Source organism: Thiocystis minor, from assembly GCF_016653465.1.
GTDB lineage: Bacteria > Pseudomonadota > Gammaproteobacteria > Chromatiales > Chromatiaceae > Chromatium > Chromatium minus.
In genome coordinates, this window is sequence record NZ_NHSQ01000035.1 from 17,876 (window position 1) to 41,597 (window position 23,722).

General features: G+C 63.3%; 22 protein-coding genes and 1 tRNA gene. 15 read left to right on the forward strand and 8 right to left on the reverse strand.

The window, feature by feature from the left end:
- Positions 1 to 72 precede the first annotated feature (72 nt).
- The 3 genes from CCR95_RS02900 to CCR95_RS02910 all read right to left on the reverse strand — a co-directional run bounded on the left by CCR95_RS02900 (position 73) and on the right by CCR95_RS02910 (position 2,694).
- Positions 73 to 801, reverse strand: a complete 729-nt coding sequence (locus CCR95_RS02900) for a hypothetical protein (protein WP_201091691.1) — start codon at positions 799 to 801, stop codon at positions 73 to 75.
- A gap of 599 nt (positions 802 to 1,400) precedes the next feature.
- The gene (rsgA, locus tag CCR95_RS02905) at positions 1,401 to 2,396 is read right to left on the reverse strand and encodes a ribosome small subunit-dependent GTPase A (RefSeq protein ID WP_201091695.1); all 996 of its coding nucleotides are present in this window, start codon (positions 2,394 to 2,396) and stop codon (positions 1,401 to 1,403) included.
- Positions 2,397 to 2,400: 4 nt separating this feature from the next.
- Positions 2,401 to 2,694, reverse strand: coding sequence for a cytochrome c (locus CCR95_RS02910; protein WP_201091696.1), 294 nt, complete (start codon positions 2,692 to 2,694; stop codon positions 2,401 to 2,403).
- A gap of 116 nt (positions 2,695 to 2,810) precedes the next feature.
- Here CCR95_RS02910 and orn point away from each other — a divergent pair, with 116 nt between their 5' ends.
- Positions 2,811 to 3,359: an oligoribonuclease gene (gene orn / locus CCR95_RS02915; RefSeq protein ID WP_201091699.1), complete on the forward strand. Its 549-nt coding sequence runs from the start codon at positions 2,811 to 2,813 to the stop codon at positions 3,357 to 3,359.
- A gap of 7 nt (positions 3,360 to 3,366) precedes the next feature.
- On the opposite strand, the gene CCR95_RS02920 is transcribed toward orn, so the two are convergent.
- Positions 3,367 to 3,780 (reverse strand): SseB family protein, encoded by a 414-nt coding sequence (locus CCR95_RS02920; RefSeq protein WP_201091701.1) that lies wholly within the window; start codon positions 3,778 to 3,780, stop codon positions 3,367 to 3,369.
- Between the two features lie 89 nt (positions 3,781 to 3,869).
- Positions 3,870 to 5,045 (reverse strand): class I SAM-dependent methyltransferase, encoded by a 1,176-nt coding sequence (locus CCR95_RS02925; RefSeq protein WP_201091706.1) that lies wholly within the window; start codon positions 5,043 to 5,045, stop codon positions 3,870 to 3,872.
- Positions 5,046 to 5,285: 240 nt separating this feature from the next.
- Here CCR95_RS02925 and CCR95_RS02930 point away from each other — a divergent pair, with 240 nt between their 5' ends.
- The gene (locus tag CCR95_RS02930; RefSeq protein WP_201091707.1) at positions 5,286 to 5,798 is read left to right on the forward strand and encodes a DUF2452 domain-containing protein; all 513 of its coding nucleotides are present in this window, start codon (positions 5,286 to 5,288) and stop codon (positions 5,796 to 5,798) included.
- Positions 5,799 to 5,919: 121 nt separating this feature from the next.
- On the opposite strand, the gene CCR95_RS02935 is transcribed toward CCR95_RS02930, so the two are convergent.
- A complete protein-coding gene (locus CCR95_RS02935) occupies positions 5,920 to 6,246 on the reverse strand; it encodes a hypothetical protein (RefSeq protein WP_201091708.1) in 327 nt (108 codons plus the stop codon).
- A 39-nt stretch (positions 6,247 to 6,285) separates the two neighbouring features.
- Between CCR95_RS02935 and CCR95_RS02940 the strand changes: the two genes are divergently transcribed.
- Both CCR95_RS02940 and CCR95_RS02945 read left to right on the forward strand, forming a co-directional pair.
- Complete coding sequence (locus tag CCR95_RS02940; protein WP_201091710.1) at positions 6,286 to 6,939, forward strand: SOUL family heme-binding protein; 654 nt, start codon at positions 6,286 to 6,288, stop codon at positions 6,937 to 6,939.
- The gene (locus CCR95_RS02945) at positions 6,939 to 7,565 is read left to right on the forward strand and encodes a DUF938 domain-containing protein (protein WP_201091712.1); all 627 of its coding nucleotides are present in this window, start codon (positions 6,939 to 6,941) and stop codon (positions 7,563 to 7,565) included. Before CCR95_RS02940 ends, CCR95_RS02945 begins: the two co-directional genes overlap by 1 nt.
- Here the strand turns inward: CCR95_RS02945 and CCR95_RS02950 are convergent.
- Positions 7,548 to 7,946, reverse strand: coding sequence for a dihydroneopterin aldolase (locus CCR95_RS02950; RefSeq protein ID WP_201091713.1), 399 nt, complete (start codon positions 7,944 to 7,946; stop codon positions 7,548 to 7,550). The genes CCR95_RS02945 and CCR95_RS02950 overlap by 18 nt on opposite strands.
- An 85-nt stretch (positions 7,947 to 8,031) precedes the next feature.
- Here CCR95_RS02950 and plsY point away from each other — a divergent pair, with 85 nt between their 5' ends.
- Both plsY and CCR95_RS02960 read left to right on the forward strand, forming a co-directional pair.
- Positions 8,032 to 8,628, forward strand: coding sequence for a glycerol-3-phosphate 1-O-acyltransferase PlsY (gene plsY, locus CCR95_RS02955; protein WP_201091717.1), 597 nt, complete (start codon positions 8,032 to 8,034; stop codon positions 8,626 to 8,628).
- A gap of 220 nt (positions 8,629 to 8,848) precedes the next feature.
- Positions 8,849 to 10,636, forward strand: a complete 1,788-nt coding sequence (locus CCR95_RS02960; protein WP_242523025.1) for a PAS domain-containing sensor histidine kinase — start codon at positions 8,849 to 8,851, stop codon at positions 10,634 to 10,636.
- Positions 10,637 to 10,700: 64 nt separating this feature from the next.
- On the opposite strand, the gene tsaD is transcribed toward CCR95_RS02960, so the two are convergent.
- Positions 10,701 to 11,726: a tRNA (adenosine(37)-N6)-threonylcarbamoyltransferase complex transferase subunit TsaD gene (gene tsaD / locus CCR95_RS02965; RefSeq protein WP_201091719.1), complete on the reverse strand. Its 1,026-nt coding sequence runs from the start codon at positions 11,724 to 11,726 to the stop codon at positions 10,701 to 10,703.
- Between the two features lie 205 nt (positions 11,727 to 11,931).
- Between tsaD and rpsU the strand changes: the two genes are divergently transcribed.
- The 9 genes from rpsU (at position 11,932) to CCR95_RS03010 (ending at position 23,611) form a co-directional block, all read left to right on the forward strand.
- A complete protein-coding gene (rpsU, locus tag CCR95_RS02970) occupies positions 11,932 to 12,147 on the forward strand; it encodes a 30S ribosomal protein S21 (protein ID WP_007041206.1) in 216 nt (71 codons plus the stop codon).
- A gap of 151 nt (positions 12,148 to 12,298) precedes the next feature.
- The gene (locus tag CCR95_RS02975) at positions 12,299 to 12,742 is read left to right on the forward strand and encodes a GatB/YqeY domain-containing protein (protein WP_201091721.1); all 444 of its coding nucleotides are present in this window, start codon (positions 12,299 to 12,301) and stop codon (positions 12,740 to 12,742) included.
- Positions 12,743 to 12,778: 36 nt separating this feature from the next.
- Complete coding sequence (dnaG, locus tag CCR95_RS02980) at positions 12,779 to 14,527, forward strand: DNA primase (RefSeq protein ID WP_201091723.1); 1,749 nt, start codon at positions 12,779 to 12,781, stop codon at positions 14,525 to 14,527.
- 167 nt (positions 14,528 to 14,694) lie between these two features.
- Positions 14,695 to 16,545 (forward strand): RNA polymerase sigma factor RpoD, encoded by a 1,851-nt coding sequence (gene rpoD, locus CCR95_RS02985; protein ID WP_201091724.1) that lies wholly within the window; start codon positions 14,695 to 14,697, stop codon positions 16,543 to 16,545.
- A 43-nt stretch (positions 16,546 to 16,588) separates the two neighbouring features.
- Positions 16,589 to 16,664 (forward strand) — tRNA-Ile (locus tag CCR95_RS02990).
- A gap of 8 nt (positions 16,665 to 16,672) precedes the next feature.
- Positions 16,673 to 17,461 carry an IS110 family RNA-guided transposase gene (locus CCR95_RS02995; RefSeq protein ID WP_201091725.1) on the forward strand — a complete coding sequence of 263 codons (789 nt, stop codon included), beginning with the start codon at positions 16,673 to 16,675 and terminating at the stop codon, positions 17,459 to 17,461.
- Between the two features lie 122 nt (positions 17,462 to 17,583).
- Positions 17,584 to 18,621, forward strand: a complete 1,038-nt coding sequence (locus tag CCR95_RS03000; RefSeq protein ID WP_201091726.1) for a reverse transcriptase domain-containing protein — start codon at positions 17,584 to 17,586, stop codon at positions 18,619 to 18,621.
- Positions 18,622 to 19,010: 389 nt separating this feature from the next.
- Positions 19,011 to 22,628 (forward strand): IPTL-CTERM sorting domain-containing protein, encoded by a 3,618-nt coding sequence (locus CCR95_RS26050; RefSeq protein WP_201091727.1) that lies wholly within the window; start codon positions 19,011 to 19,013, stop codon positions 22,626 to 22,628.
- Between the two features lie 401 nt (positions 22,629 to 23,029).
- Positions 23,030 to 23,611 carry a transposase gene (locus CCR95_RS03010; protein WP_201091728.1) on the forward strand — a complete coding sequence of 194 codons (582 nt, stop codon included), beginning with the start codon at positions 23,030 to 23,032 and terminating at the stop codon, positions 23,609 to 23,611.
- The last annotated feature ends 111 nt before the right edge of the window (positions 23,612 to 23,722 follow it).

A 23,722-nucleotide genomic window follows, 5' to 3' on the forward strand; every position in this document is an offset into this window, starting at 1 on the left:
ATCAGAAATTCAGGAAGGTGGACGTTTAGACGCTTACCCACAAAAGGGCTGCAAGATCATTTTGTTGCAAGGTCACTTCAAGCCTTGTGCTTTATCCGGATACCAAGAACCGTCCGAACCATTCCTCAGCTTCTGCGCGTCGATCCGTCGGATCCCTCTTCTTTTTAATTCCGCGCTGGCGAATATCCAATATTTGTTCTTGGCGCCCAAGAGCCATAGCGAGCCTATCCTCCGATAACCACTCTTATCCTGCCCACGCTGCGAGGAGAAATTGGTGGATCTCACAAAGGCGAGAAGACCCTGCTTGCCCCGCCATTGATCGTCCGCTATCAACACCCGATGGCGATAAGATTGTAATCCTTGCCCCCGAAACTTGGGTAGCGTGAACGCGGCAAAGTTATAAAGATATTGATCGGGCACGGAAATGACGAGCCCCGGCATGATTTCAGGATTCCCCAAGGAATGAATCCAGGTGTATCCGGCCAGTTGGCCGTCCACAAAACTCAGAAGACAGGCATCGCCCTGCTCGAAGTTGCCGAGAAGCGTCGCGTCGATCTGCCACGTACCAGCTTGCTGCATCCTTTCGAGATCCGAGCGGTCGGCCCACCGGGTCGACAGTACGGCCTTGGGCGCTCGTGAGAGAGGTTTGAGTTCATCGCGCGGCAACACAATGATGTCGAGCCGCTCGAAATAGAACAGCGTATTGAGTAACCGGTGCGACAGATGATAAAACCACTTGGCGAATCCGAACTGATTGAGAACACTGCGGCTGTGTCGCAGCCGATCAAATATTGGCTTCATGAGGCAACTCTGCCGGTTGGCATCGTCAAAAAATCAGAGCCGAGCTTCGCCGGAGGCAACGCTGGAGCCCTCGGAAGTGCGTATTTCAAGCCGTACAATGAACAAGGCGACGATCGCCGTCGGACGATTTCGTCATGACTTTGCCGTAATGGACGTGATGGCGATTCCACGTCATGGCGCTAAGGCTGCGTTTTGCCTGTTTACTGCTGAGATCTGAACTTCAAGGCGGAGTCCGTGCGGACCCGCGCCGGTATTCCTAATGCAGCTGCTCAGACCACGTTCGACATGAGGGGGTAAGCCCAAAACGTGGATTGGGATGGCTAACGTGTACCGCGTGTGAGCACATCGCTGCACATGGACTCAAGGACGTCGATGGCCGACAGGATGCGATCCGCTGTTGCCGCAACAGTTCGACCAGCGCTTCGGCCGGTACAGGCCCCGCTCGATTCGGGGGCCGACGATGCGTGGAACGGTTATGGTGTCAAGTTCTTGGAGAGTATAGACACGTTTTTTGAAAATTCTGGACGGTCGGATTCACCGAATCGGCATGGCCTTTGACCGGGTCTGCCTGCTCGCCTTCGAGACCGCCTGATCCGGTTTCAGGCCCCGAGCAGATGCTGAAAATTCGCCAGACGCTCGGGGGCGATCAGACCCTCGGCCACGGCTTGGCGGATGGCGCAGTCCGGCTCCTGATCGTGGTGACAGTCGGCGAAGCGGCATTGGTTCTGATAGGGCCTGAATTCGCGAAACCCTTGCTGGAGTCCCGCGCGATCGATGGCGCCGAGCCGGAAACTGCGCACGCCCGGCGAGTCGATCAGCAAACCCTCGCCGGGCAGCCGATAGCAGGTCGCCGCCGAGGTGGTGTGGCGTCCCAGCCCCGTGGCCTTGGACAGCAGCCCGATCTGGATGTCCCGATCGGGGAGCAGCGCCTTGACCAGCGAGGACTTGCCGACGCCCGACTGCCCGACCAGCACGCTGACCTCGCCGGCCAATCCCGCGATCAGGGTGGCAAGCGTGTCGGGTTCGCGCAGACTGATCCACAGGGTGCGGTAGCCGATGGTGTGGTAGTGCGCGAACCGGTTTTGGAAGGCAGTCCGCGCCTCGCCGTCGAGCAGATCCATCTTGTTGCCGACGAGCACGGCTTCGACCCCGATGGTCTCGGCGGCCACCAGATACTGATCGACCAGATAACCGCTGGGTTCGGGCTCGGGCGCGATGAGGACGACTAACCGGGTCAGATTGGCGGCGAGCGGTTTGGCGTACCCATTGAAATCGGGCCGGCTCAGGACGGTGGTGCGCGGCAGGATGGCCGTGACGACGCCCTGTTCGTCGGCGATCCGCTGCCACACCACCCGATCACCGCACACCGGATGGCCGATATTCTGGCGCGACAGACAGTGGAAGAGCTGCCCGCCGCTGTCCTCGACGGCCAGATTGGCCCCATGGCGGACCACCACGCGACCCTCTTCCGGTTCGGTCTCCGCGTCGAGTTCAGTTAGCACAATGTCCGGGCGGGACTCAAGCCGCTGGCGGCGACGTTCCTGGATGGTGCGGATGCGTTCGATCTGACGTTCGGACAGCCGGCGTTTGGTCATCGGCTCAGCGCGGGAATTGATAGTAATGACGGTTTAGATAGGCGGCGACGTCGCTGATGTTCTCGTCGAACCACTGGAGCCCCAGCGACAGCTCGCAGCGCTGGACCTGACGTTCCAGCCCCTCGAAGGAACTGATTTTGCGATCTTCCCGGGTATAGATCTCGCTGCCATGACAGCGGATGCAGTGGGTTTGATAGAGCGACTCGGCGTCGTCGGTCGCGACCGCGGGGGCAGGGGTTCCAGCGATCAGGACGAGACCCGCGAGGGTGGAAGCAAGAACAGATAAACGGTTAATCATGGGATGGCTCCGTGGCGATTTGACAAACCATAGTAGACCAACCATCGTTGTTCCGCACGATTCCGCCTGACCGATCATTTGGCCTCCCTAGCGAGGCGTTGCATGGACATGACTGCATGAACAAGAGCGAAAATAACCTGATCTGGCTCGATCTGGAGATGACCGGGCTGGATCCTTTCCAGGACCGCATCCTGGAGATCGCCACCATCGTCACCGATACTCAGCTACGGATTCTGGCCGAGGGTCCGGTCATGGCGATCCATCAGACGGACGACATTCTGGGCGGGATGGACGACTGGAACCGGGAGCATCACGGCGCGTCCGGTTTGCTGGAGCGGGTGCGCGCGAGCCGCGTCTCGGAGACCGAGGCGGAGTCCGCTACCCTGGATTTTCTGGCGGACTTCGTGCCCGCCGGCGCGTCGCCGCTGTGCGGCAATAGCATCTGTCAGGACCGCCGCTTCCTCGCCCGCTGGATGTCCAGGCTGGATGCCTATTGTCACTACCGCAACCTGGATGTCAGCACGCTGAAGATTCTGGCCCTGCGCTGGGCGCCCGAGGTTGCGAGCAGTTTCAAGAAGGAATCCAAGCATCTGGCATTGGACGACATTCGCGAATCCATCGCCGAACTGCGCCACTATCGCGAGCGGTTGCTGCGGCCATTTTAAGTCGTCCTCAATGCGCTCTCGGCATGGCGGCGATTTGGGCGACATCCTGGGCCTCGAAGTCCATGCCGAACGGCAGTCCCGGATTGAGCGTGATGGCGAAGCCGACGCCGAGTTTCTCCAGAATCCAGGTGAAGTCGGCCACGAGTCCCCCGCCATAGCCGGGAAAGTCCTTCACGAACGTCTTGGCCCGCTCGGGGTTGGTGAACAGAACCAGGACTTCGTCGCCTTCGTCGGTCGTGAGTTTTAACGGCTGGGCGATCTGCTGGGTTTGCAGTCCGCCGATCTGGTGCTTTTCGTAGACCGGCATGAAAACTTCGGAGCCGAGCAGTGTCGCAATGAAGGATTCGGGCGGAATCTGCCCTTCCTGCGCCTCGATCAGTTGGCGTTCCAGGTCGTTTTGAGCGGTGAAGGTGTCGGGCATGGCGGGTTCCGGAGGGATTCGATGAACCCGAAAAGCTGGGGGTTGGTCCGCGCGATCTCAATTGTCCGCCCTGGAAATTGGCGGCTGGCTTATAGGCGCTCGCGCAAATCCCGCACTGAAAACCCGCGCCACGGGTCGCTTATTCCCTTGTTCAGGCCGAGTACCTTGAAGCGCTCGCCCATGGCGGTGGGCAAGAGCAACTGTTTCGCGCCCAATGCCTGATCGAGCGCGTCGGATGCGTCAGCCATCAGACTGTCGATCCCGCAGCCGAGCAGAAAATGCGCCTGGGTGGTGAAACCGGCCAGCTCGAAACCGGCGGCGAGCCCGGCCTCGGCCACGGTGGTGAAGTCGACATGGGCGGTCATGTCCTGCAATCCAGGGTCGCGATAGAGATCGTCGTGCGCCTGATGGCGATGATGGCATAGCAGCGTACCCATGGTTCGGTCCGCCTGATAATAGCCCGACCGGGGATAGCCATAGTCGATCAATAAGACCAGACCCGATTGCACCGCATCCGACAATGCCGACAGCCAGGGGGCCAGATGCGGATTGATCTCGGAGGTATAGCCGGCGGTTTGAGCGAAGCCCTCGGATTGGATGACGGCGACGGCCTCGGCAAGTCCGGACGAGCGGATGGGCGCGGTCGTCTCGACGAGTTGGCCCGCGCGATCGGTGACGAAGACCTCGTCGACACCGCCATCCTCGCGCACCCGAAAGCGCTGGACCGGCATCGCGTCCAGAACCTCATTGGCCAACACCACGCCGCGCAGGCCGCGGGGCCATTCAGTCAGCCAGACGCAGCGGTTAGTCAGAGAGGGTACTTCGGCTTGAATGCGTTCGCGCTGGCGGGCCTGTAGGTCCGGGCTGAGTTCCAGAATCCAATACTGGTGGGGCAGGGCGCCGAGCCGGTCGAGTTCCCGGAGCACCTGGACCGCGAGCGCGCCGCTGCCGGCACCGAACTCGAACAGATCGCCGCCGCCTAAACGCTCCAGAACCTCGGCGCACTGTGCCGCGATGCATTGGCCGAACAGTGGGGACAGCTCCGGGGCCGTGACGAAATCGCCGCCCGGCCCGAATTTGGGCGCGTCGGCGACATAATAGCCAAGCCCTGGAGCGTAGAGCGCCAGATCCATGTAGCGGTCGAAGGGCAGCAGTCCGTCGGCGTCGGCGATGGCCGCGCGGATCCGGGCGAGGAGTCGGGCGCCGAGGTCGGCGCGATCCGCCGCGTCGGGCTCAGGCGGGGGTGGGTTGTCGCGATGATTCATTCGGGCTTTCCGCGGCGGTCGGTTAGGTGATTTCCTGAAAAGCATCTTCCCACGGAGAGGCTATTCATGGACAGGATTGCGCAGGATCTACAGGATTTCGTCAATCACTTGAGCAGGATGCAGGGCTATCGGGGCGAATTCATGCGCCGCGTTGGGTGCGCGGATGCCGGAGATGTAGGGGCGAATAAATTCGCCCCTTGGCGATGCCGCGCAACAGATGTTTCCACCAGAGGATTTTCGATGAACGACAACCACAAGGCGATTCTCCATCGCGGTGCCGAGCACAGTTCGCCGTATCCGGTCAGCCGGCTGGCGCCGGCCTTCGATACCGGCGATTTGGCCGCCGAGGTCGCCAAGGCCGAATCCATGTTGAGCGCACGCACGGGCGCCAAGCTGCGGGTGATCGCCGATCAGATCCGGTTGCTCCAGCAAGAGGCCCGCAAGGTGCTCGACGACGCGCGGGAGGATCAGACGTTGAATCAGGCGCAATGCGCCTTCCAGCGCATCCCCGGCAAGACCTATCACCTTTATCGCCGCACGGATGGCCGCACCTTCTTCTCCATGCTGTCGCCGGCGGAGTGGGGCGGCTCCACGCCACACCGGTTTGTCGGCTCCTACCGGTTGGAGACCGACTATTCCTGGATCCCGGCCGAGCAGGCCGACCGGACCGACGAGACGGGCGAACTGGTCGCCCAGTTGCTGCGGATCGGCGGGATCGGTCACGCGGACGATGGTCCGCGAAGCCTGCCCTGATCGGCCATAACGAATACAATCGTTGTCGTTGTCGTTGTCGTTGTCGTTGTCGAGGAATCCACGCAATTTGACCATAAGCAACGCGATGTTGACCGGGTTTCGATCCGGTCCATAGCTTGGGCTAGAAACCCACAAGCGTGTGAAAGGCATCGATCGCCACGCGTGGAACCAACGGCTTCGGGCCTCGCCGTCGACCTTTGAACCTCGCCGAAGGCAACGGCCAGGGAGCCGACACCGATCGGCGCCGCTTGTTCGAAATCGCTCGCGGGTCGGCCTTGGAATGCGGGCAACGCTCGGATACCAAAACCATGAGGTGCGGGAAAATGCTGACCGCGTTGATCACATTGGTGACGACAATGACTAACGACAACGACAACGACAACGACAACGATAGCCAACGACAACGATTCCACAGGTATTCGCTAATGGATTTGTGTAATTTACTCATGAACCGTTCCTTGGCTCCCCACGCGAGGTCCGCTCGCCCATGAAAATTCTGCTGATCGATGTTGCCGCACTGTTCCTCCTGGCCGTCACTGCGATGGCGGTGTTCGTCTTCGTCGTGCAGAACGTCGAGACGCCCGAGTATCGGGTGGTGGAACAGGAAGGCCCCTTTGAAATCCGGGACTACCCGCCACTCGTGGTCGCCGAGGTCACCGTCAGGGGCGAACGTCGGAAGGCGCTGAGCGCCGGTTTCTCTCCGCTGGCGAATTACATCTTCGCCAAGGAGCGGGCGGGCGACAGGGTTTCGATGACGGCCCCGGTGATCCAGCAGCGCGCCGAGCCCATCGCCATGACCGTGCCAGTCACCCAATCCCAGGACGCGGAGGGCGTTTGGACCGTGCGTTTCATCATGCCCGCCAGTTACGGTCTGAAAGATCTTCCGACGCCGGCTGGCGCCGAGGTGCGGCTGCGCGAGCTGCCGGCGCGCCGCATCGCGGTGGTGCGGTTCAACGGCAGAACCACGGATGAGTCGATCGCGGTCCAGGAAGATGCCTTGCGCGAATGGATCGACGCGCGCGGTCTGTGCCCGGCCGCCCAGCCGGTTTATGCCTATTACAACGACCCCTTCACCCCCGGCTTTCTGCGCCGCAACGAGGTGATGATCGAGGTGACCGACCTCGTCCGGGAGGCCAGCTGATGTCCACGCACGGGAAACCCTATGCCTCCTCCTGCGACGAAAACCGGGAGCCGATCCTGGCTGTGATCCGTCCGCTGTTCGCGTCGGCGCGTCATCTGCTCGAAATCGGCAGCGGCACCGGCCAGCACGCGGTCTTTTTCGCGGCGGCCATGCCGCATCTGACCTGGCAGACCAGCGATGTCGCGGAGCATCTGCCGGGCATTCGCGCCTGGCTGGAGGAGGCCGCGCTGCCCAACCTTCCGCTGCCGTTGACCCTCGATGTCAACGACGACTGGCCGGTCGGACCTTTCGATGCGGTTTTCAGCGCCAATACCGCGCACATCATGTCGGCGGCGGATGTCGCGGTCCTGTTTCGCGGCGTCGGCGAGGTGCTCGCGCCCGGCGGCCATTTCGCACAGTACGGCCCTTTCAACGAAGGCGGACGTTATACCAGCGACAGTAACCGGCGTTTCGATGCCGCGCTCAAGTCGCGCGATCCCAGAATGGGTCTGCGCGATCTGGACGATCTCCGCACGCTTGCCGCCCGGCATAATCTGACGCTCACCGACAATCACGCCATGCCGGTCAACAATCGCACGCTGGTGTGGCAGCGCGGCGGCGCTGGCGCTTCACTGGCTGGCGGTTGAAGACTGGATACCGACGGTGTTGTTCGCCGAGCGCTCGCCGCGCTCGATGACAACCCCGACATCGACGCCTTCACCCACCGCGCTGGGCTTGTTCAGCGTCAGGCGCAGCCAGGGGATGCCGAACTCCTCGCGCAGGATCGCGGCGCAGTGCTCGGCAAGCGTCTCCACCAGCTCGAAGCGGTTCTCCGAGACTGCCTGGACAAGGCGTTGGGATACGGTGTCATAGTCCAGCGCGTCCGCAATCCGGTCGGTCGCGGCGGCGCGGGCGATGTCGCTGGCCATTTCCAGATCCAGGATCAGGGGACGGCGCGCACGCTTCTCCCAATCGTGAATACCGATGATGGTCTCGACCCGCAGACCGCGGATGAAAACGATGTCCATGGGGGGAACCTCCGGATACGACGCCAGCGACTTGAGTAGTTATCCTATCTTGACCTCAACCCTTATCACAGGTCCAATTCCGACTATGACTATCAGCCTACTGCTTATCGCCGCCGCCTATCTGTTGGGCTCCGTCTCCAGTGCCATCATCGTTTGCCGGCTGATGGGCTTGCCCGACCCGCGCACCCAGGGCTCCAACAACCCCGGCGCGACTAATGTGCTGCGCATCGGGGGCAAGAAACCGGCCGCCATCACTCTGCTCGGCGATAGCCTCAAGGGGCTGATTCCGATGCTCGTCGGACATGCGGTCGGTGCAAGCCCGGCGGTGTTGGCGGGGATCGGTCTGGCGGCCTTCATCGGCCACCTCTATCCGGTCTTTTTCGGATTCCGTGGCGGTAAGGGCGTGGCGACCGCCCTGGGCGTGCAGTTCGGGCTCTACTGGCCGATCGGTCTCTGTGTCGCGGCCATCTGGCTCTTCGTCGCCAAGGTGCTCAAGATCTCCTCGCTGTCGGGACTGATTTCCATGGCGCTCGCGCCAGCGATTGTCTGGGCGTTCTGGCCCGATCGCGTGCTGATCGGCATGCAGTTGATCATCACCGGTCTGCTGATCTGGCGTCATCGCAGCAACATCCGGAATCTGCTCACGGGCAAGGAAGATCGGTTGGTGTCGACGCCGGAGTAAACCGTGTCCCGAGCGAGCGATGCAGGTTCGGGTTTGCTTCATCCTGATAAAGAGCTTTCAGCTTATGGCTTCCAGCGGCCAGCTTTTTGAATCAGACGCTTAGCCATTGCGCCTCGCTTGCCGCAGTTCACTCATCGGGGGACGGCGTCGGCCAGCGAAAACCTCGATAAAACAACGGCGGGAGGCTGGTCGCTGGCGGCTGGATCAACAGATCGATGTCATGGTCATCCCTGATCGGGAGGCGGCGATGCGCAACAAGATGCGGGAGATCCCCGCAGTATCCCTGGCCGCGAGCGATGGCAGGGAGGGCGAGCATCCGGCAGAGACCGGTTTGCTGGATAAAGGGCTTCTGCGGGCGCAGTTTCAGAATCTGGTCTCAGCGCTCAATTCGGCGCGCCGAGCCAATGACGCGACCCAGTTGCTCATGCTCGATCTGCGAAGCCACCAGATCGAACTGGAGATGCAGGGACGCGAGCTGTGCAAGAGCCAGGATGCCTTGGAAACGTCTCGCGATCACTACGCCAGCCTCTTCCAGGACGCGCCAGTAGGGTATGTGGTGTTCGATGAGGCTGGCAGGATCCGGGCGATCAACCGCGCGGCGGCGGCCCTGTTTGGCCAACCGGCCGATCGGCTTGCGGGTTGCCCATTCCAGCGCTTCCTGGTTGGTCGGCGCAACAGTGCCTTTCTTGCGCACCTTCAGGCGGTCTTCGCGGACGCGGGGGCGCCGCCAGCGGCTTTCGATCTCGTGGAGCGTCTGCATGCCGCTTCACAGGCGCGGGTGGTGCGGCTGCGCTCGATCCGTCGCGAGACCGCCGTCGGTAGCGAGTGCTTCACGGTTCTGCTCGATATCACCGCCGAGCACGAGGCCGAGGAACGCCGATTGGCGAGCGAGCAACTGCGTCAGTCGGTCCTCGACGCGCTGCCGGCGCAGATCGTCGTCTTGGATCCCGCTGGACACATCCTGGCCGTCAATCGTGCGTGGCGCGAATTCGCCGAGGAAAACGGCGGGACTGACGCACTGCGCGATGCCGCCAATTTGAATTATCTGGAAATCTGCGAGCAGGCAGAGCAGGCAGAGCAGGGCGCAGGCACGGATATTCCGCCTGCCACCGCCGGCATCCGGGAGGTGATCCAGCATCGTCGCTCAGGTTTCAGCATCGAGTATTCCTGTCACTCGCCACAACAACAGCGCTGGTTCCTGATGAACGTGGCTCCGCTTGGCGGCGAACTGGACGGTGCCGTGGTGGTGCACATGGACATCACCGAGCGCCGCCAGGCGGAGGAAGCCGCGCGACGCGCGCGCGACGCCATCGCCCAGGTCGACCGGCTCAATGCGGTTGGTATCCTGGCGTCCTCGCTGATCCATGAAATGCTCCAGCCCCTGAGTGCCGCCGGGTTTTTCTGTAGTGCGGCGCAACAACTGGCGGAAGGTCCGAATGCCGACCCGCAGCGTCTGGTCGAGGTGATCGCGCGGATTGACGACCAGGTCCGGCGGGCGGGCGATATCATGGAGCGCTTGCGCTCCTTTCTGCGCGGGCGCCAGATGAAAAAGGTCTTGGTGCCGGTGGAGCAGGTTTTCAGGCACGCTCTCGATCTGGTGCAGTGGTTCGCCTCGGACCATGAGGTTCAGCTGAGACTTGTGGCGCCGGCTCAACTGCCGGAGATTCTGACCGACCCGGTGCAGGTGGAACAGGTGTTGGTCAATCTTATCTGTAACGCCGTGCAGGCCATCGATGGGGCAGGACCGCCGTGCCGCGAGATCGTTGTCGAGGTTGTGCTGGGGTCGAACGAGATCGAGTTGATCGTGACGGATACGGGGCCTGGTTTGCCAGCGGACCGGCGCGAGATGTTGTTTAATATCTTCGAGTCGACGCGCGATTCCAGCCTGGGGCTGGGGCTCGCCATCAGTCGGGCGATTGCCGAGGCGCTCGGCGGACGCCTGTGGGCCGAACCGCATCCGGTCGAAGGCGCCGAGTTTCATTTCACGCTGCCGCTGGCTCGTGTTTAGTGCGACGAGCGAATGGTGCGTGACCCGCGTCTTGGGGTTGCCAGGCGGGCGGTTAGACGCTGTTTCAAACTGGCGGCAATTCTTCCAGCGGCCAGCGTGCCCTTGGCCTGAAAACAAGCGGCTCGGACTGACTGGCGCGCAGCCGCTGCCAGCCGGCGAAGGCAATCATGGCGCCATTGTCGGTGCAGAAGGTGGGGCGGGGATAAAAGGTCTCGCCGCCTTCGGCCGCGATGGCGGTGTCCATGCGCTCGCGCAGGCGCCGGTTGGCGCTCACGCCGCCAGCCAGAATCAGCCGGCGATGGCCGGTTTCGCGCAGGGCGCGCCGACATTTGATGACCATCGTGTCCACCACAGCCTCCTCGAAAGCGCGCGCGATGTCGGCGCGGATTTGCATTGGATCCATGGCGATCGGCAGCTCGCGATGGAGCGTATTGAGGGCGAAGGTCTTGAGTCCGCTGAAGCTGAATTCCAGTCCTGGCCGATCAGTCATGGGGCGCGGAAAGCGAAAACGCAGCGGATCGCCTCGTTCGGCGAGCCGGGCCAGCTCCGGTCCGCCGGGGTAGGGCAGGCCGAGGATCTTGGCCGTTTTATCGAACGCCTCGCCAGCGGCGTCATCGAGCGATTCGCCGAGGATCCGGTAGCGTCCGATGCCCGCGACATCCACCAATTGAGTATGACCGCCGGAGACCAGCAGCGCGACGAAGGGGAAGTCCGGCGCCGGATTCTCGATCAGCGGCGCCAGCAGATGTCCCTCCATGTGATGCACGCCGACGGCCGGTACTCCCCAGGCCCAGGCCAGACTTCGCCCCAGCGCCGACCCGACCAGGAGCGCGCCGATCAAGCCGGGTCCGGCGGTGAAGGCCACGCCGTCGATCCGGTTCGGCGGCAGCCTAGCCTCGTCGAGCACCTGGCGGATCAGCGGCAGGGTCTTGCGGACATGATCGCGCGAGGCCAGCTCGGGCACTACGCCGCCGTATTCCGCGTGAATCTCCACCTGACTGTAAACGGCGTGAGCGAGCAGCCCGAGATCGCCGTCATAGACCGCGACCCCGGTTTCGTCGCAGGATGTCTCGATACCTAATACACGCATTTTTCAGATCCAGATTTAAACCGCGCCAGTTCGGCAATTCAGGCCCCCTATACTACTCCGGACGAATGCTCGAATGTCTCGATCGGGGCGTCCTGAGAATTGCTGGGCGGTTTCATTTTAGCTTTGCAATCAAGGTGGGTATTCCGGTAAAATTGGCGATCTTTTTCACCGGCCCCTCCCATCTGGAGACACCCAAGGACACTCTATGCCCAGCGTTCGCGTCAAAGAAAACGAGCCATTCGAAGTCGCTATGCGGCGATTCAAGCGTTCCTGCGAAAAGGCAGGGGTGCTCGCCGAAGTCCGCCGTCGTGAGTTTTACGAAAAGCCCACCTCCGAGCGGAAACGCAAAAAAGCGGCGGCCGTCAAGCGTCATCAGAAAAAATTGCAACGCGAATCCCGTCGCTGGGAACGCCCATACTGATCGGGCGAAGGCTGGCATCCAGGCTTGCGCTGGATGCGGCCAGAGTAGATCGGTCTCCTGCTTTCGGATTCAATCGCCGTTCCGCGCGATTGGGTTCATGACTTGATATTTTGCCCCGTCACACATCAGCTTTCAGAGAGCGTCGTTAGCCATGCTCAAGCAGCAAATCCAGGATGATATGAAAACCGCCATGAAGGCGGGCGACAAGGTCAGGCTCGGTGTCATCCGTCTGATGCTGGTCGCCATCAAGCAGCGCGAAATCGATGAACGCATCGAGCTTGACGATCCGCAGGTTCTGGTGGTGCTCGACAAGATGCTGAAGCAGCGCCGCGATTCCATCACCCAGTACAGTGCTGCCGGGCGCGAGGATCTGGCGGATGTCGAGCGCTTCGAGGTCGAGGTGATCCAGGGCTATCTGCCGACCGCCCTGACCGACGAAGAGCTGAACACGCTGCTCGACGCGGCCATCGCCAGCTCTGGCGCCGCCGCCATGAGCGACATGGGCAAGGTCATGGCCATCGTCCGCCCGCAGGTTCAGGGCCGCGCCGACATGGGCGCCGTCAGCGCCATGGTCAAGCAACGACTCGCGGGCTGATCCGCGCCGTTCCATCCCATCGCTTGCGACTCCGGCATGGCTGGCAGAATTCCCCCCGAATTCATTGATGACCTGCTAGCGCGGACTGACATCGTCGATCTGATCGGTTCCCGCATCCAGCTCCGCAAGGCCGGCAAGGACTATCAGTCCCGCTGCCCCTTCCACGACGAAAAAACCCCGTCTTTCACCGTCAGCGCGGATAAGCAGTTCTATCATTGCTTCGGCTGCGGTGCCCACGGTTCCGCGATCGGCTTTCTCATGGAATACGATCACCTGCCATTCCGGGAGGCGATCGAGGAACTGGCCCAGCGGGCCGGGCTTGAGGTTCCGTCGAGCGGCGAAGCCGTGCCGGCCGCGCCCGATCAAACGCCACTGTTCAATCTGCTCGAACAGGCCGCCATCCTCTATCGCCAGCAACTGCGAGAGCATGCGGAGGCGTCCAGGGCGGTGGACTATCTGAAAGGCCGCGGACTGACTGGTGAGATCGCCGCCCGCTACGACCTCGGTTTCGCCCCGCCCGGCTACGACTTCATCCTGTCCCGGCTGGGCGCGGGCGCCGTCGAGCGCGAGCGTCTCATGACCTGCGGTCTGATCGCCGAACAGGACGGACGCCGCTACGACCGCTTTCGCGACCGCATCATGTTCCCGATCCGCGACCGCCGCGGGCGGGTCATTGGCTTCGGGGGACGGCTCCTCGGCGAGGGCAAGCCGAAATATCTGAACTCGCCGGAAACGCCGATCTTTCACAAAGGCCGCGAGCTTTATGGTCTGTTCGAGGCCCAGCAGGCGAATCGCAAGCTGACCTCGCTGCTGGTGGTCGAGGGCTATCTGGACGTGATCGCACTCGCCCAGTTCGGCATCGGCAACGCGGTCGCCACGCTTGGTACCGCCACCACGCCCGAACACCTGCAACTGCTTCTGCGCACGGTCCCGGAGCTGATCTTCTGTTTCGACGGTGACCGCGCCGGGCGCGCGGCGGCCTGGAAAGCCCTGGAAACCGCGCTGCCACTGGTCACTGGCCATCAGTCGATCCGTTTTCTCTTTCTGCCCGAGGGCGATGATCCGGACACGCTGGTTCGTCGCGAGGGCGCGGACGGCTTCGCGGCACACCTCAAAAAGGCATCCCCGCTGTCGGAGTTTCTCATTGATCATCTGTCCGAGCAGGCCGAGATGACCAGCCTCGACGGTCGCGCCCAGCTTGTCCAGCTGGCCCGGCCATTGGTCGAGCGGCTGCCGACGGGCATCTACCGTGACCTGCTGAACAAACGACTGGCCGAACTCGCGGGGTTGGCCGATCCATCGGCCGCGCGCCCGACGCGCGCCCGCCGCCGGAGCCACCAGCCGGGCCAGCCCGGGCGTCTCAGTCTCGTCGCCCAGGCCATCGCGTTGCTGCTCGATCACCCAGAACTGGCTGCCGAAGCCGCACCACTGGACGGCGCCTGGCGCCGCACCCAGTCCCCCGGCACCGACATCCTGGTGCAACTGCTTGAGGCGCTTGCGGTCTACCCAGGTATGAATAAGGCAACCCTGCTTGAGCGTTGGCGTGAGCATCCGCATTTCGCGTATTTACAACGACTCAGCGTCGATCCTTTTCTACAGGATGTTGCCCAGGGGGACGTCGCCGCTGAGTTCGTCGGGGCCTTGAACCGACTGACCGAGGAAGTCCGCAAGGTGGAGCGGCATCGCCCGTTCAACCAGCGCAGCACCGCCGACTGGTCCGACGAGGTGCGCGCGCGCGCGGAGCACGACGCTAAATCGGCTCGTGTGCGCCGCGACGAAACCTGATCGATCGTATTGATCTATGCTTACTCGTATAAAGATCGAAGCATTCCAGATGTTCGCTGACCGGGAGGACTCAAAATCGCATTTCCGCATGCAAGATCGGAATTCCATGCTATGCTTGCAAGTTCGCTTTTAATCCGCCTTCCGTTGCACCCCAGTCAAGGTATCCCATGGATCAAGAACAGCAACAGTCTCAACTGAAGCAACTGATCGCCAAGGGCAAGGAACAAGGTTATCTGACCTATTCAGAGGTCAACGATCATCTGCCTCCCGGCATCGTCGAGACTGATCAGATCGAAGACATCGTGCGCATGATCAACGACATGGGGATCATGGTCCAAGAGGTCGCCCCCGATGTCGTCGATCACACCCTGAGCGATTCCGCCGTCTCCGATGACGAGGCCGCCGAGGCCGCCGCCGCCGCGCTCGCGACGGTCGACAGCGAATTCGGCCGCACCACCGATCCGGTGCGCATGTACATGCGCGAGATGGGAACGGTCGAACTGCTGACGCGCGAAGGCGAGCTGATCATCGCCAAACGCATCGAGGACGGCCTCAATCAAGTCCTGGCCGCGCTGTCCGTCTACCCGCGTACCGTCGAAAAGCTCATCGAGATTTTCGGGCGCGTCGAACGCGAGGAGACCCGCCTGACCGACGTCATTTCCGGTTTCAACGACGGTGACGATGAGGTGGCCTTGCCCGTCGCCCACGTCCCCACGGAGCCGGACATTCAGGCCGACAAGGCCGACACCGACCTCGAAGCCGATGCCGACGACGACGATGCCTCCACGGCGGTCGTGTATACCGGTCCGGATCCGGAAGACGCGGCCCAGCGCGCGGCGCTCCTGAGCGAGCGCTTCGACGTGCTCCGTGGCGCGCTGGAGGAATACGGTCGCGACGACGAGCGTTCCCGCGCCGCCATGGCCGAAGTCTCCGAGGTTTTTCTGCAATTCAAGCTGGTCGCGCCGGTCTTTCAGGAACTCACCGAGATCCTGCGGACCACCATCGCGCGGATTCGCGCGCAGGAACGTCTCCTCATGGCGCTCTGCATCGAACAGGCCGGCATGCCGCGCAAACTGTTCATCGACAGCTTCCCGAAAAACGAGGCCAATCCGGACTGGCTCGAACAGCAACTCGCGAGCGGCCAACCCTATGCCCCGCGTCTGGCCGAGCTTGCCCAGGATATCCGTCGTGCCCAGCGCAAGCTGCAGGAACTCGAACGCGAAAATATCCTGACCATCGGCGAGATCAAGGAAGTCAACCGCAAAATGTCCATCGGCGAGGCCAAGGCCCGCCGCGCCAAGAAGGAAATGGTCGAGGCCAACCTGCGCCTCGTGATCTCGATCGCCAAGAAATACACGAATCGCGGGCTTCAATTTCTGGACCTCATCCAGGAGGGCAACATCGGTCTAATGAAGGCGGTCGATAAATTCGAGTATCGCCGTGGCTACAAATTTTCCACCTATGCCACCTGGTGGATTCGTCAGGCCATCACCCGCTCGATCGCCGACCAGGCGCGCACCATCCGCATTCCGGTGCATATGATCGAAACGATCAACAAGCTCAACCGCATCTCCCGTCAGATGATCCAGGAGATGGGCCGCGAGGCCACCCCGGAAGAGTTAGCCATCCGCATGGAAATGCCCGAGGACAAGGTTCGCAAGGTGCTCAAGATCGCCAAGGAACCCATCTCGATGGAGACCCCGATCGGCGACGACGAAGACTCGCATCTGGGCGATTTCATCGAGGACTCCGGCGTCATCTCCCCGGTCGACTCGGCCACGGCGGAGGGTTTGCGCGAAGCCACGCAAAACATGCTTGCCAGCCTGACCTCCCGCGAGGCCAAGGTGTTGCGCATGCGTTTCGGCATCGACATGAACACCGACCACACACTTGAAGAAGTTGGCAAGCAGTTCGATGTCACCCGCGAACGCATCCGCCAGATCGAAGCCAAGGCACTGCGCAAGCTGCGTCATCCGACGCGATCGGATAAACTGCGCAGTTTCCTCGACAACGAGTGATCCACAGGCGGCCAGGAACGGCATGCTAAGCCCCACCGTATTCGGGCCGTTAGCTCAGCGGTTAGAGCAGGGGACTCATAATCCCTTGGTCGTAGGTTCAAATCCTACACGGCCCACCAATAAGACCTTGAAAACCCTTGTGTTCATGCCGGACGCAGGGGTTTTTTATGCCAGTCTAGCGGGGGTCTGGTCCATTTCTGGTCCCCGGAAAGCGGTGCGCGTGGAGGCGTGCGGGAGCGCGCACCACTGGGCGCGGGTGTTTCGCGAGTTCGGTCACGAGGTGCGTTTGATCGCCCCGCCGTTCGTCAAACCGTTCGTGAAGTCCAACAAGAACGATGCGGTGGACGCGGAGGCGATTGGCGAGGCGGTACAGCGGCCGAACAGGCGCTTCGTGGCCGTCAAGACCGTCGAGCCGCAGGACATCCAGGCGATCCATCGGATGCGCAGCCTCACGGTCGAGCGGCGCACCGCTCAGGTCAACCTGGGGCGCGGTCTGCTGCTGGAGGATGGGATCGAGATCCCCCAGGGGCGCGCGGCGCTGATGCGGCGCCTGCCCGAGATCCTCGAAGCGGCCGAGAACGGCTTGAGCGAACGCTTTCGCGCCGAACTGAATCGCCTGCTTGAGGAGTTGCGCCACCTCGATGCGCAAGTCGCCCATGATGACACCCAGCTTCAGGTCATCGCCCAGCGCGACGAGACCGCCCAACGGCTGATGACGATCCCCGGCATCGGCGCCCTGATCGCGACGGCGTTGCTGGCCGCCATCGGCAACGATCCATCAAGACGATGCCGGATAGATGGCTGCAACGGCGCTTTCTGCCCAACAACGATTTTCCTCTTGCATCGCGGGGCGGGCCATAGATGGGAGCCAGCCGAGCGTCATGGGAGCCAGCCGAAAAGATCGGGCATGCCCTAAAGGGCAATTGTGCGCACGAATAAAAAGGTTATGCTCTCGCCCCATTGCCCGTGGCCGACGCCGACCCGCGCCGGTCACCCCCGCTCAGCCCGATGGAAGTTTGCTTGAAGGAGTCGCCCAACATGTCGATATCGTCCTGGATCACCCGCCCGTTCCGCCGTCAGCCGACCCTGGCTGGACTCACCCCGCAACGCCTGCCGCTGCATCTGCTCTGGCGTCAGGTCTGGAGCATGGCCAATCTCGACGCGGCCTTTGACTGGCTGGGGGCGCAGACCGACGACGCCGGGGCGAACAGCGATGTCTGGGACTATCGCCGACACTGGGAGGCGCGGCGGGCGGCCTTGTCGGGCGAGCTGCAACGCGAGACCTTCCGCTTCCAGCCGGCGCGGATCGTCACCATCCGCACCGAGGCGGGCGACTGGGAACGGCGCGAGGTGCGCGCCGCCGAGGACCGCCTCGTCATCCGCGCCCTGGCGCAGGTGCTGCAACCGACCCTGGGCGCGGTGCTCTCGCCCCGCTGTACTCACCTCAAGGGCCACGGCGGGCTGCCTGGCGCGGTGCGCGAGACGCAGGACTGGCTCGCCGCCCATCCCGGGCAGCACGTCATCAAGTCCGATGTCCAGGGCTTTTACGCCCACATCGACCCTGTGATCCTGGCCGAACAACTGCGCTACCTGCTGCCGCATGAGCCGGCCCTGCACCGACTGCTGTGGGCCTTTCTGCGGCGCACGGTGGAGGACGGCGGGCGCTACAGCGACTGCGAGCGGGGCCTGCCGCTGGGGGCCGCGCTCTCGCCGCTGCTGGGGGCGGTTTACCTCAGTCCGCTCGATGCGCTGGGCGCGCGCGAGGGTTTCTATCGGCGCTACATGGACGACTGGGTCTGGGTGCTGCCCAAGCGTCAGGGCTTGCGTCGGGCGCTGAAGGACCAGTCCGCTGTGTTGCAGGCGTTGCGCGTCACGATGCACCCCGACAAGACCTTCATCGGCCCGGTGGCTAGGGGGTCGACTTTCTCGGGTTCCACTGCCGGCCCACCGGCGTGCGGGTGTCGGACGCCAGCCGGTCACGGCGGGATGAGAAGCTCGCGCGGCTTTATGAGCAGGGTGCGTCGCAGGAACGCATTGCGCGGTATCTGGCCAGGTGGCTCGGGTGGGCGGGGATAGGGGTAGTGGGTGCGGTCATCACTGCCCGCGCGTGGGCCGACGGGGGGTTAGTGATTAGCGTCACAGCTCTGGCGGGGCAGCCATCTATGCCAACGTGGGTTGTGTACCACCCCGCTGGCTTCTTTTGCGGTGATGGGTTACTTCATGAAGCCTCCGTACATATCCCTAGCGCGGGTGCGACGGGGCCCACAGCATCGGGAGCACCTTCGCTGACCACTGAGTATCAAGGGCACTTTCTTGATTATCTAGCGATAAGGTTAACCTTCGACGGTACCGCGAACTTCGGCTATGTGGGAACGGCGACCTATGCAGTGCCGGCTCCGATCATACCGGAGTGTACAGGGTGGCCCAGCGTAGTCGTAACTCTCACCGTCAATCCAGTGACTGCGGTGTATATTGACGATAACTGGGGGGGCTCCGCGAACGGGGCGACGCCGGCGCCCTCGTCCCTCACGGGCTTGATCTTCGGCAGCAACGCCTTCGCAACCATCGCGGACGGCCTGAACCAGGTGGCGCCGAACGGCAGCGTGACCGTCTATGGGGGAGAATACACAGCGGATTTCGCGATCGACAAGGCCCTCTCATCGTTCGAGATGGCTGTGAATCCGAGTGTTCCAGGCGAGACAAGCGTGAACATAACCGGGGATGTGACGCTGAACGCCGTCACGACCCTGGCGGCCGGGACGGTTAACGTCGTCTTTGCAGGGGAAATTCAAGGCCCTGACTCCTTATCGGTCAATAGCAGCGGCGTCACGCGGTTTCAGGCGGCGGTGGGTGGCACCGCGTCCCTGGCCAGTCTAACCACCGACGCCGCCGGGTCGACGCAGATCGGCGCGAACGTGACGACTGCCGGGGCTCAGACGTACAACGATGCGGTGACCCTCACTGCCGACTCGGTCCTGACGTCCCCGTCTGGCGGGAACGTCACCTTTATGGGTCAAATTAACGGCTCGACCTCAGGAGCCCAGGCGTTGACGGTCACTACAAACGGCACCACGGCGTATTACGGGGCGGTGGGTGCAAACACGAGCCTGAAAAATTTGACCACCGACGGCGGTGGGACGATAGTGCTCGGCGGGAACGTGACGACCTCCTATGATCAAAGCTACGACGATTTGGTGTTCGTCCACGGCATCCGGACCCTGACGACCACGTTGGGTGGCACCGTCTCCTTTGAGGGGACAATCCACGGGAACTCTGGCGGTCCAGATGCGTTAAGGGTCAACAGCGTCGGCACTACGGCGTTTCAGGGTGCGGTGGATCGCCTGACCAGTCTGACCACCGACGCGGACGGGACGACGCGGATCGGCGCGAACGTGACGACAACCGGGGATCAGACGTACAACGATGCGGTGACCTTCACTGGCAACTCGGTCCTGTTGTCCACGTCGAACGGGAACGTCTCCTTTAGGGAAATTGATGGCGCGACTGCCGGAGCCCAGGATTTGCAGGTCACGAGCAGCGGCACCACGGCGTTTATGGGGGCGGTGGGCGGCACCACGTCACTGGCCAGTCTAACCACCGACGCCGCCGGGTCGACGCGGATCGGCGCGAACGTGACGACTGACGGGGCTCAGACGTACAACGATGCGGTGACCATCACCGCCGACACGATCCTGACGGCTCCTTCTGTCGCCTTTGCCCAGAGCCTCTCCCTGGGGACCGGCGATCAGATTGTGACGCTGCAAGTGCCCTCAGCACCCCCTGCGCTGAACGGTGTGGTGATGAACCTGCACAAAAGTGGTTCAACCCTGACCAGCGACCAACTGAACACCAACACCACCACCACCTTGACCTATGGCGGTCCGCTCACCGTAACCGCCAGTGGTGATCCGCTGGCGCAGGGCGACCTGTTCGACCTGTTCGACGCCGCCAGCTTCAGTGGCGCCTTCTCGTCACTGACCCTACCGCCGCTGCTCACACCCGGATTGCGGTGGCGTGCGGGCACACTGGACAACACGGGCGCGATCGAGGTCTCCTCCGCCATCGTTACGAATAGCAACGACAGCGGCCCGGGCAGTTTGCGCGCGGCCATCGCGACCGCCGAGGCGGGCGACAGGATGACGTTCAGCAACGATGTGTCGATCAACCTCGCCACGCCGCTGACGCTGACCCAGAACCTGACGCTCGATGGGACCGGGCATCGGGTGACACTCGACGGCCAGAACACGACGCCGATCTTCGTCGTCGACACTGGCGCCACCGTGACCCTGGACCGACTGACCCTGACCCAGGGCCGCGCGACCACCGGCGGGGCGCTCCAGAACAACGGCGGCACGGTCACGATCCGTCACAGCACGTTCACGGGCAACACCGCGACCAATACGGGCGGCGCGCTCTACAACGAGACCGGGACCCTGAACGTCATCAATAGCACCTTCGCTGGCAACAACGCCCCCAGCGGCGCGAGCCTGGCCAGCGCTGGCGGCGCCGTGACGCTGCTCAATAGCAGCCTTGCCGGCACGGCGCCCGGCGGTGAACTCGCCGTCATGGGCGGGACGGTCAGCCTCACCAACAGCCTGATCGACAACGATAACGCCACCTGCGCCGGCCCCGTCACCGTCACCAATGGCGGGCACAATCTCGATCGCCGCGCCGACTGTGGGTTTGCCGCTAGTCACGGCTCGCTGAGCGACACCGACCCCCGGCTCGGCACCCTGGGCGATTACGGCGGCGTCACCCAGACCCTGCCGCTGCTGCCCGGCAGTCCGGCCATCGGCGCCGGCGATCCCGATGCTTGCGCGGAGGTCACCACCGTCAACGGCCTCGACCAGCGCGGCATCGCCCGCCCGCCAGGCGCGGTCTGCGATATCGGCGCCTTCGAGTCCCAGGGTTTCACCCTGGCCGCGAGCGGCGGCAGTGGTCAGAGCACCCCCGTCAGCACCGCCTTTACACAGCCGCTGGCGGTGACGGTGAGCGCGAAACCCGGCAGTCAGGAGCCGGTGAATGGCGGGCAAGTCACCTTCACGGCACCCGGCAGCGGCGCCAGTGCCACGTTCGCCACCAGTCCCGCGACCATCGCCGCCGGCGCGGCCAGCGTCACTGCCAGCGCCAATGACACGGCGGGCGGTCCCTATTCGGTCAGCGCCAGTGCGGTGGGCGCGGCCACCCCGGTCAGCTTCAGCCTAACCAACACCCCGCTCCATGGCGCCTGCGGCAGCGCCAGCGGCACCACTGTCGACAACGCCCCCAGCGGCGCCGCCCTGTGCAGTCGCGGCGATCCCACTCCCGCCAGCCTCAGCGGCGCCGGCCCCTGGACCTGGCAATGCCAAGGCCGCGCCGGTGGCACTACCGCCACCTGTAGCGCCAAGCCCACGACCCTGCCGCCCGTGGTGACACCCCCGGCCCTGCCGCCGGTCAGCGACTGGCCCAACCTCCCCGCGAGCGACGCCGACACCGTCCCCGACTATGTCGAGGGCTTCGTCCCCAGCCCCAATGGCACCACCATGGGCGACGGCAACGGCGACGGGACGGCGGATGCCGACCAGTCCTACGTCACCTCCATCCCCGCCGCCACCACGCCCGGCGGTGCGCCTCAGTTCCTCACCCTCGCCAACAAAAGCCACTTGACCCAGATCCACGTCACCGCCAGCCCCGCCCCGGCGGATCTCCCCGCCGGCGTCAGCCTGCCGTTCGGGCAACTGAGCTTTGAGGTCAACGGCGTCACCCCCCACGGCGGCAGCGTCGACTTCTTGGTTTATGTCGACGCTAGTATCCCGGTCAACGCCTATTACAAGCGAGACGCCGATGGCGTCTGGCGGGACATTGCCACCGACATCCGCCCCGAGGGTACCAAGACCCGGATCGAATTCACGCTCACCGACGGCGACGCCTTCGACGCGGATGGCGCGGAGAATGGCACCATCGTCGATCCGGGCGGTCCCGCCTGGATGACCCGGCTGACGCCGACCGGCATCCCCACCCTGTCGGCGTGGGCGCTGCTCCTGCTCGCGAGCTTGTTGGGGCTCCTCGCCTGGCGGAGGCCGGACGGGTTGCGCGCTGAGTGACACCGCGCGCCCCGGTCAGTCCGGCAGAGGGGCGCCGTGGTTTCGCGACGCGACCGATCGCGCCAGCGAACGCCGCGACGACCGTGATCGCGGTCCAGCCTGGGCTGGCGATCGGGATCGGGCCTTGGCGGCCCCCACGCCAGTCGCGCGCGTGATCGCCGCTTGGTGCGTGGCGAAACGGCGGGATGATTCAAGAACGGGCACTTTTCCGACAGTTTCGCCGCGTGTCCGAGACGGTGATCGGCACCTGGCGCTCATCGGTTCGGTGGCGGGCCTGAAGTCAGTGAGGCATCCGACCCGCGAGTGTGCGGGCGAGGGGGGCTTCCTAGGAGTCTGTCCGGCTTACAACCGGCATCTCGGGTAACATCGTGACCATCACCCCGAAGCCCAGCGGAGCCTCCATGGCTGTCGAGTTCATCCCCATCGACCGAGACGCCCCCCTGCTGTTGCCGCCGTGTATCCAAGATTATCTCCCGGAGCGGCACTTGGCGCGGTTCGTGGTGGAGATCGTCGACCAGTTGGACTTGCGTGCGCTGGTCGAGGCGTATCGGGGCACCGGTTCCCAGTTCTACCCGCCGGCGATGCTGGTAGCGTTGTTGTTTGACGGGGGTGCTACGGGGCTGTCTCGCCGTCGCAAACTGGCGCAAGCGACGGATGACTCGATTGCGTGTCGGTTCATCTGCGCCAATCCCCATCCCGACCACCGCACCATCGCGGATTTCCGCCAACGGTTTCTGACGGAACTGGCGGAGTTGTTCGTGGCGATCCTGCGCTGGGCGCAAGCGATGGGGTTGCTCAAGCTCGGGACGGTCAGCCTGGACGGCACCAAGATCAAAGCCAACGCCAGCCAGCACAAGGCCCTGAGTTGGGCCTACGCCAACCGGCTTGAGGAACCACTCCAAGGCGAAGTGGCGGCGTTGCTGCAACGTGCCGAGGCGGGCTTCACCTGCACGGTTGACCGACCTAACCCGAATTATTCATAAAAATGGGCGACACTCGTTTAACCAATTGATAAAATTGGTGTTCTGCAAAGAACGCTTCGGAGAAGCCAAACGAGGTCGCCCATGTCCCAGTTTACCCAAGAGCCGCTGCGC

Coding starts and splice junctions, on each gene's coding strand:
- CCR95_RS03000 (WP_201091726.1), top strand. CDS start 17,584: ATGTCGATATCGTCCTGGATCACCCGCCCGTTCCGCCGTCAGCCGACC.
- orn (WP_201091699.1), top strand. CDS start 2,811: ATGAACAAGAGCGAAAATAACCTGATCTGGCTCGATCTGGAGATGACC.
- CCR95_RS02935 (WP_201091708.1), bottom strand. CDS start 6,246: ATGAGTAAATTACACAAATCCATTAGCGAATACCTGTGGAATCGTTGT.
- CCR95_RS02930 (WP_201091707.1), top strand. CDS start 5,286: ATGAACGACAACCACAAGGCGATTCTCCATCGCGGTGCCGAGCACAGT.
- CCR95_RS02975 (WP_201091721.1), top strand. CDS start 12,299: ATGCTCAAGCAGCAAATCCAGGATGATATGAAAACCGCCATGAAGGCG.
- CCR95_RS02960 (WP_242523025.1), top strand. CDS start 8,849: ATGGTCATCCCTGATCGGGAGGCGGCGATGCGCAACAAGATGCGGGAG.
- dnaG (WP_201091723.1), top strand. CDS start 12,779: ATGGCTGGCAGAATTCCCCCCGAATTCATTGATGACCTGCTAGCGCGG.
- CCR95_RS03010 (WP_201091728.1), top strand. CDS start 23,030: ATGGCTGTCGAGTTCATCCCCATCGACCGAGACGCCCCCCTGCTGTTG.
- CCR95_RS02910 (WP_201091696.1), bottom strand. CDS start 2,694: ATGATTAACCGTTTATCTGTTCTTGCTTCCACCCTCGCGGGTCTCGTC.
- CCR95_RS02925 (WP_201091706.1), bottom strand. CDS start 5,045: ATGAATCATCGCGACAACCCACCCCCGCCTGAGCCCGACGCGGCGGAT.
- tsaD (WP_201091719.1), bottom strand. CDS start 11,726: ATGCGTGTATTAGGTATCGAGACATCCTGCGACGAAACCGGGGTCGCG.
- CCR95_RS02950 (WP_201091713.1), bottom strand. CDS start 7,946: ATGGACATCGTTTTCATCCGCGGTCTGCGGGTCGAGACCATCATCGGT.
- rsgA (WP_201091695.1), bottom strand. CDS start 2,396: ATGACCAAACGCCGGCTGTCCGAACGTCAGATCGAACGCATCCGCACC.
- CCR95_RS02900 (WP_201091691.1), bottom strand. CDS start 801: ATGAAGCCAATATTTGATCGGCTGCGACACAGCCGCAGTGTTCTCAAT.
- CCR95_RS02940 (WP_201091710.1), top strand. CDS start 6,286: ATGAAAATTCTGCTGATCGATGTTGCCGCACTGTTCCTCCTGGCCGTC.
- CCR95_RS02945 (WP_201091712.1), top strand. CDS start 6,939: ATGTCCACGCACGGGAAACCCTATGCCTCCTCCTGCGACGAAAACCGG.
- rpoD (WP_201091724.1), top strand. CDS start 14,695: ATGGATCAAGAACAGCAACAGTCTCAACTGAAGCAACTGATCGCCAAG.
- rpsU (WP_007041206.1), top strand. CDS start 11,932: ATGCCCAGCGTTCGCGTCAAAGAAAACGAGCCATTCGAAGTCGCTATG.
- CCR95_RS02920 (WP_201091701.1), bottom strand. CDS start 3,780: ATGCCCGACACCTTCACCGCTCAAAACGACCTGGAACGCCAACTGATC.
- plsY (WP_201091717.1), top strand. CDS start 8,032: ATGACTATCAGCCTACTGCTTATCGCCGCCGCCTATCTGTTGGGCTCC.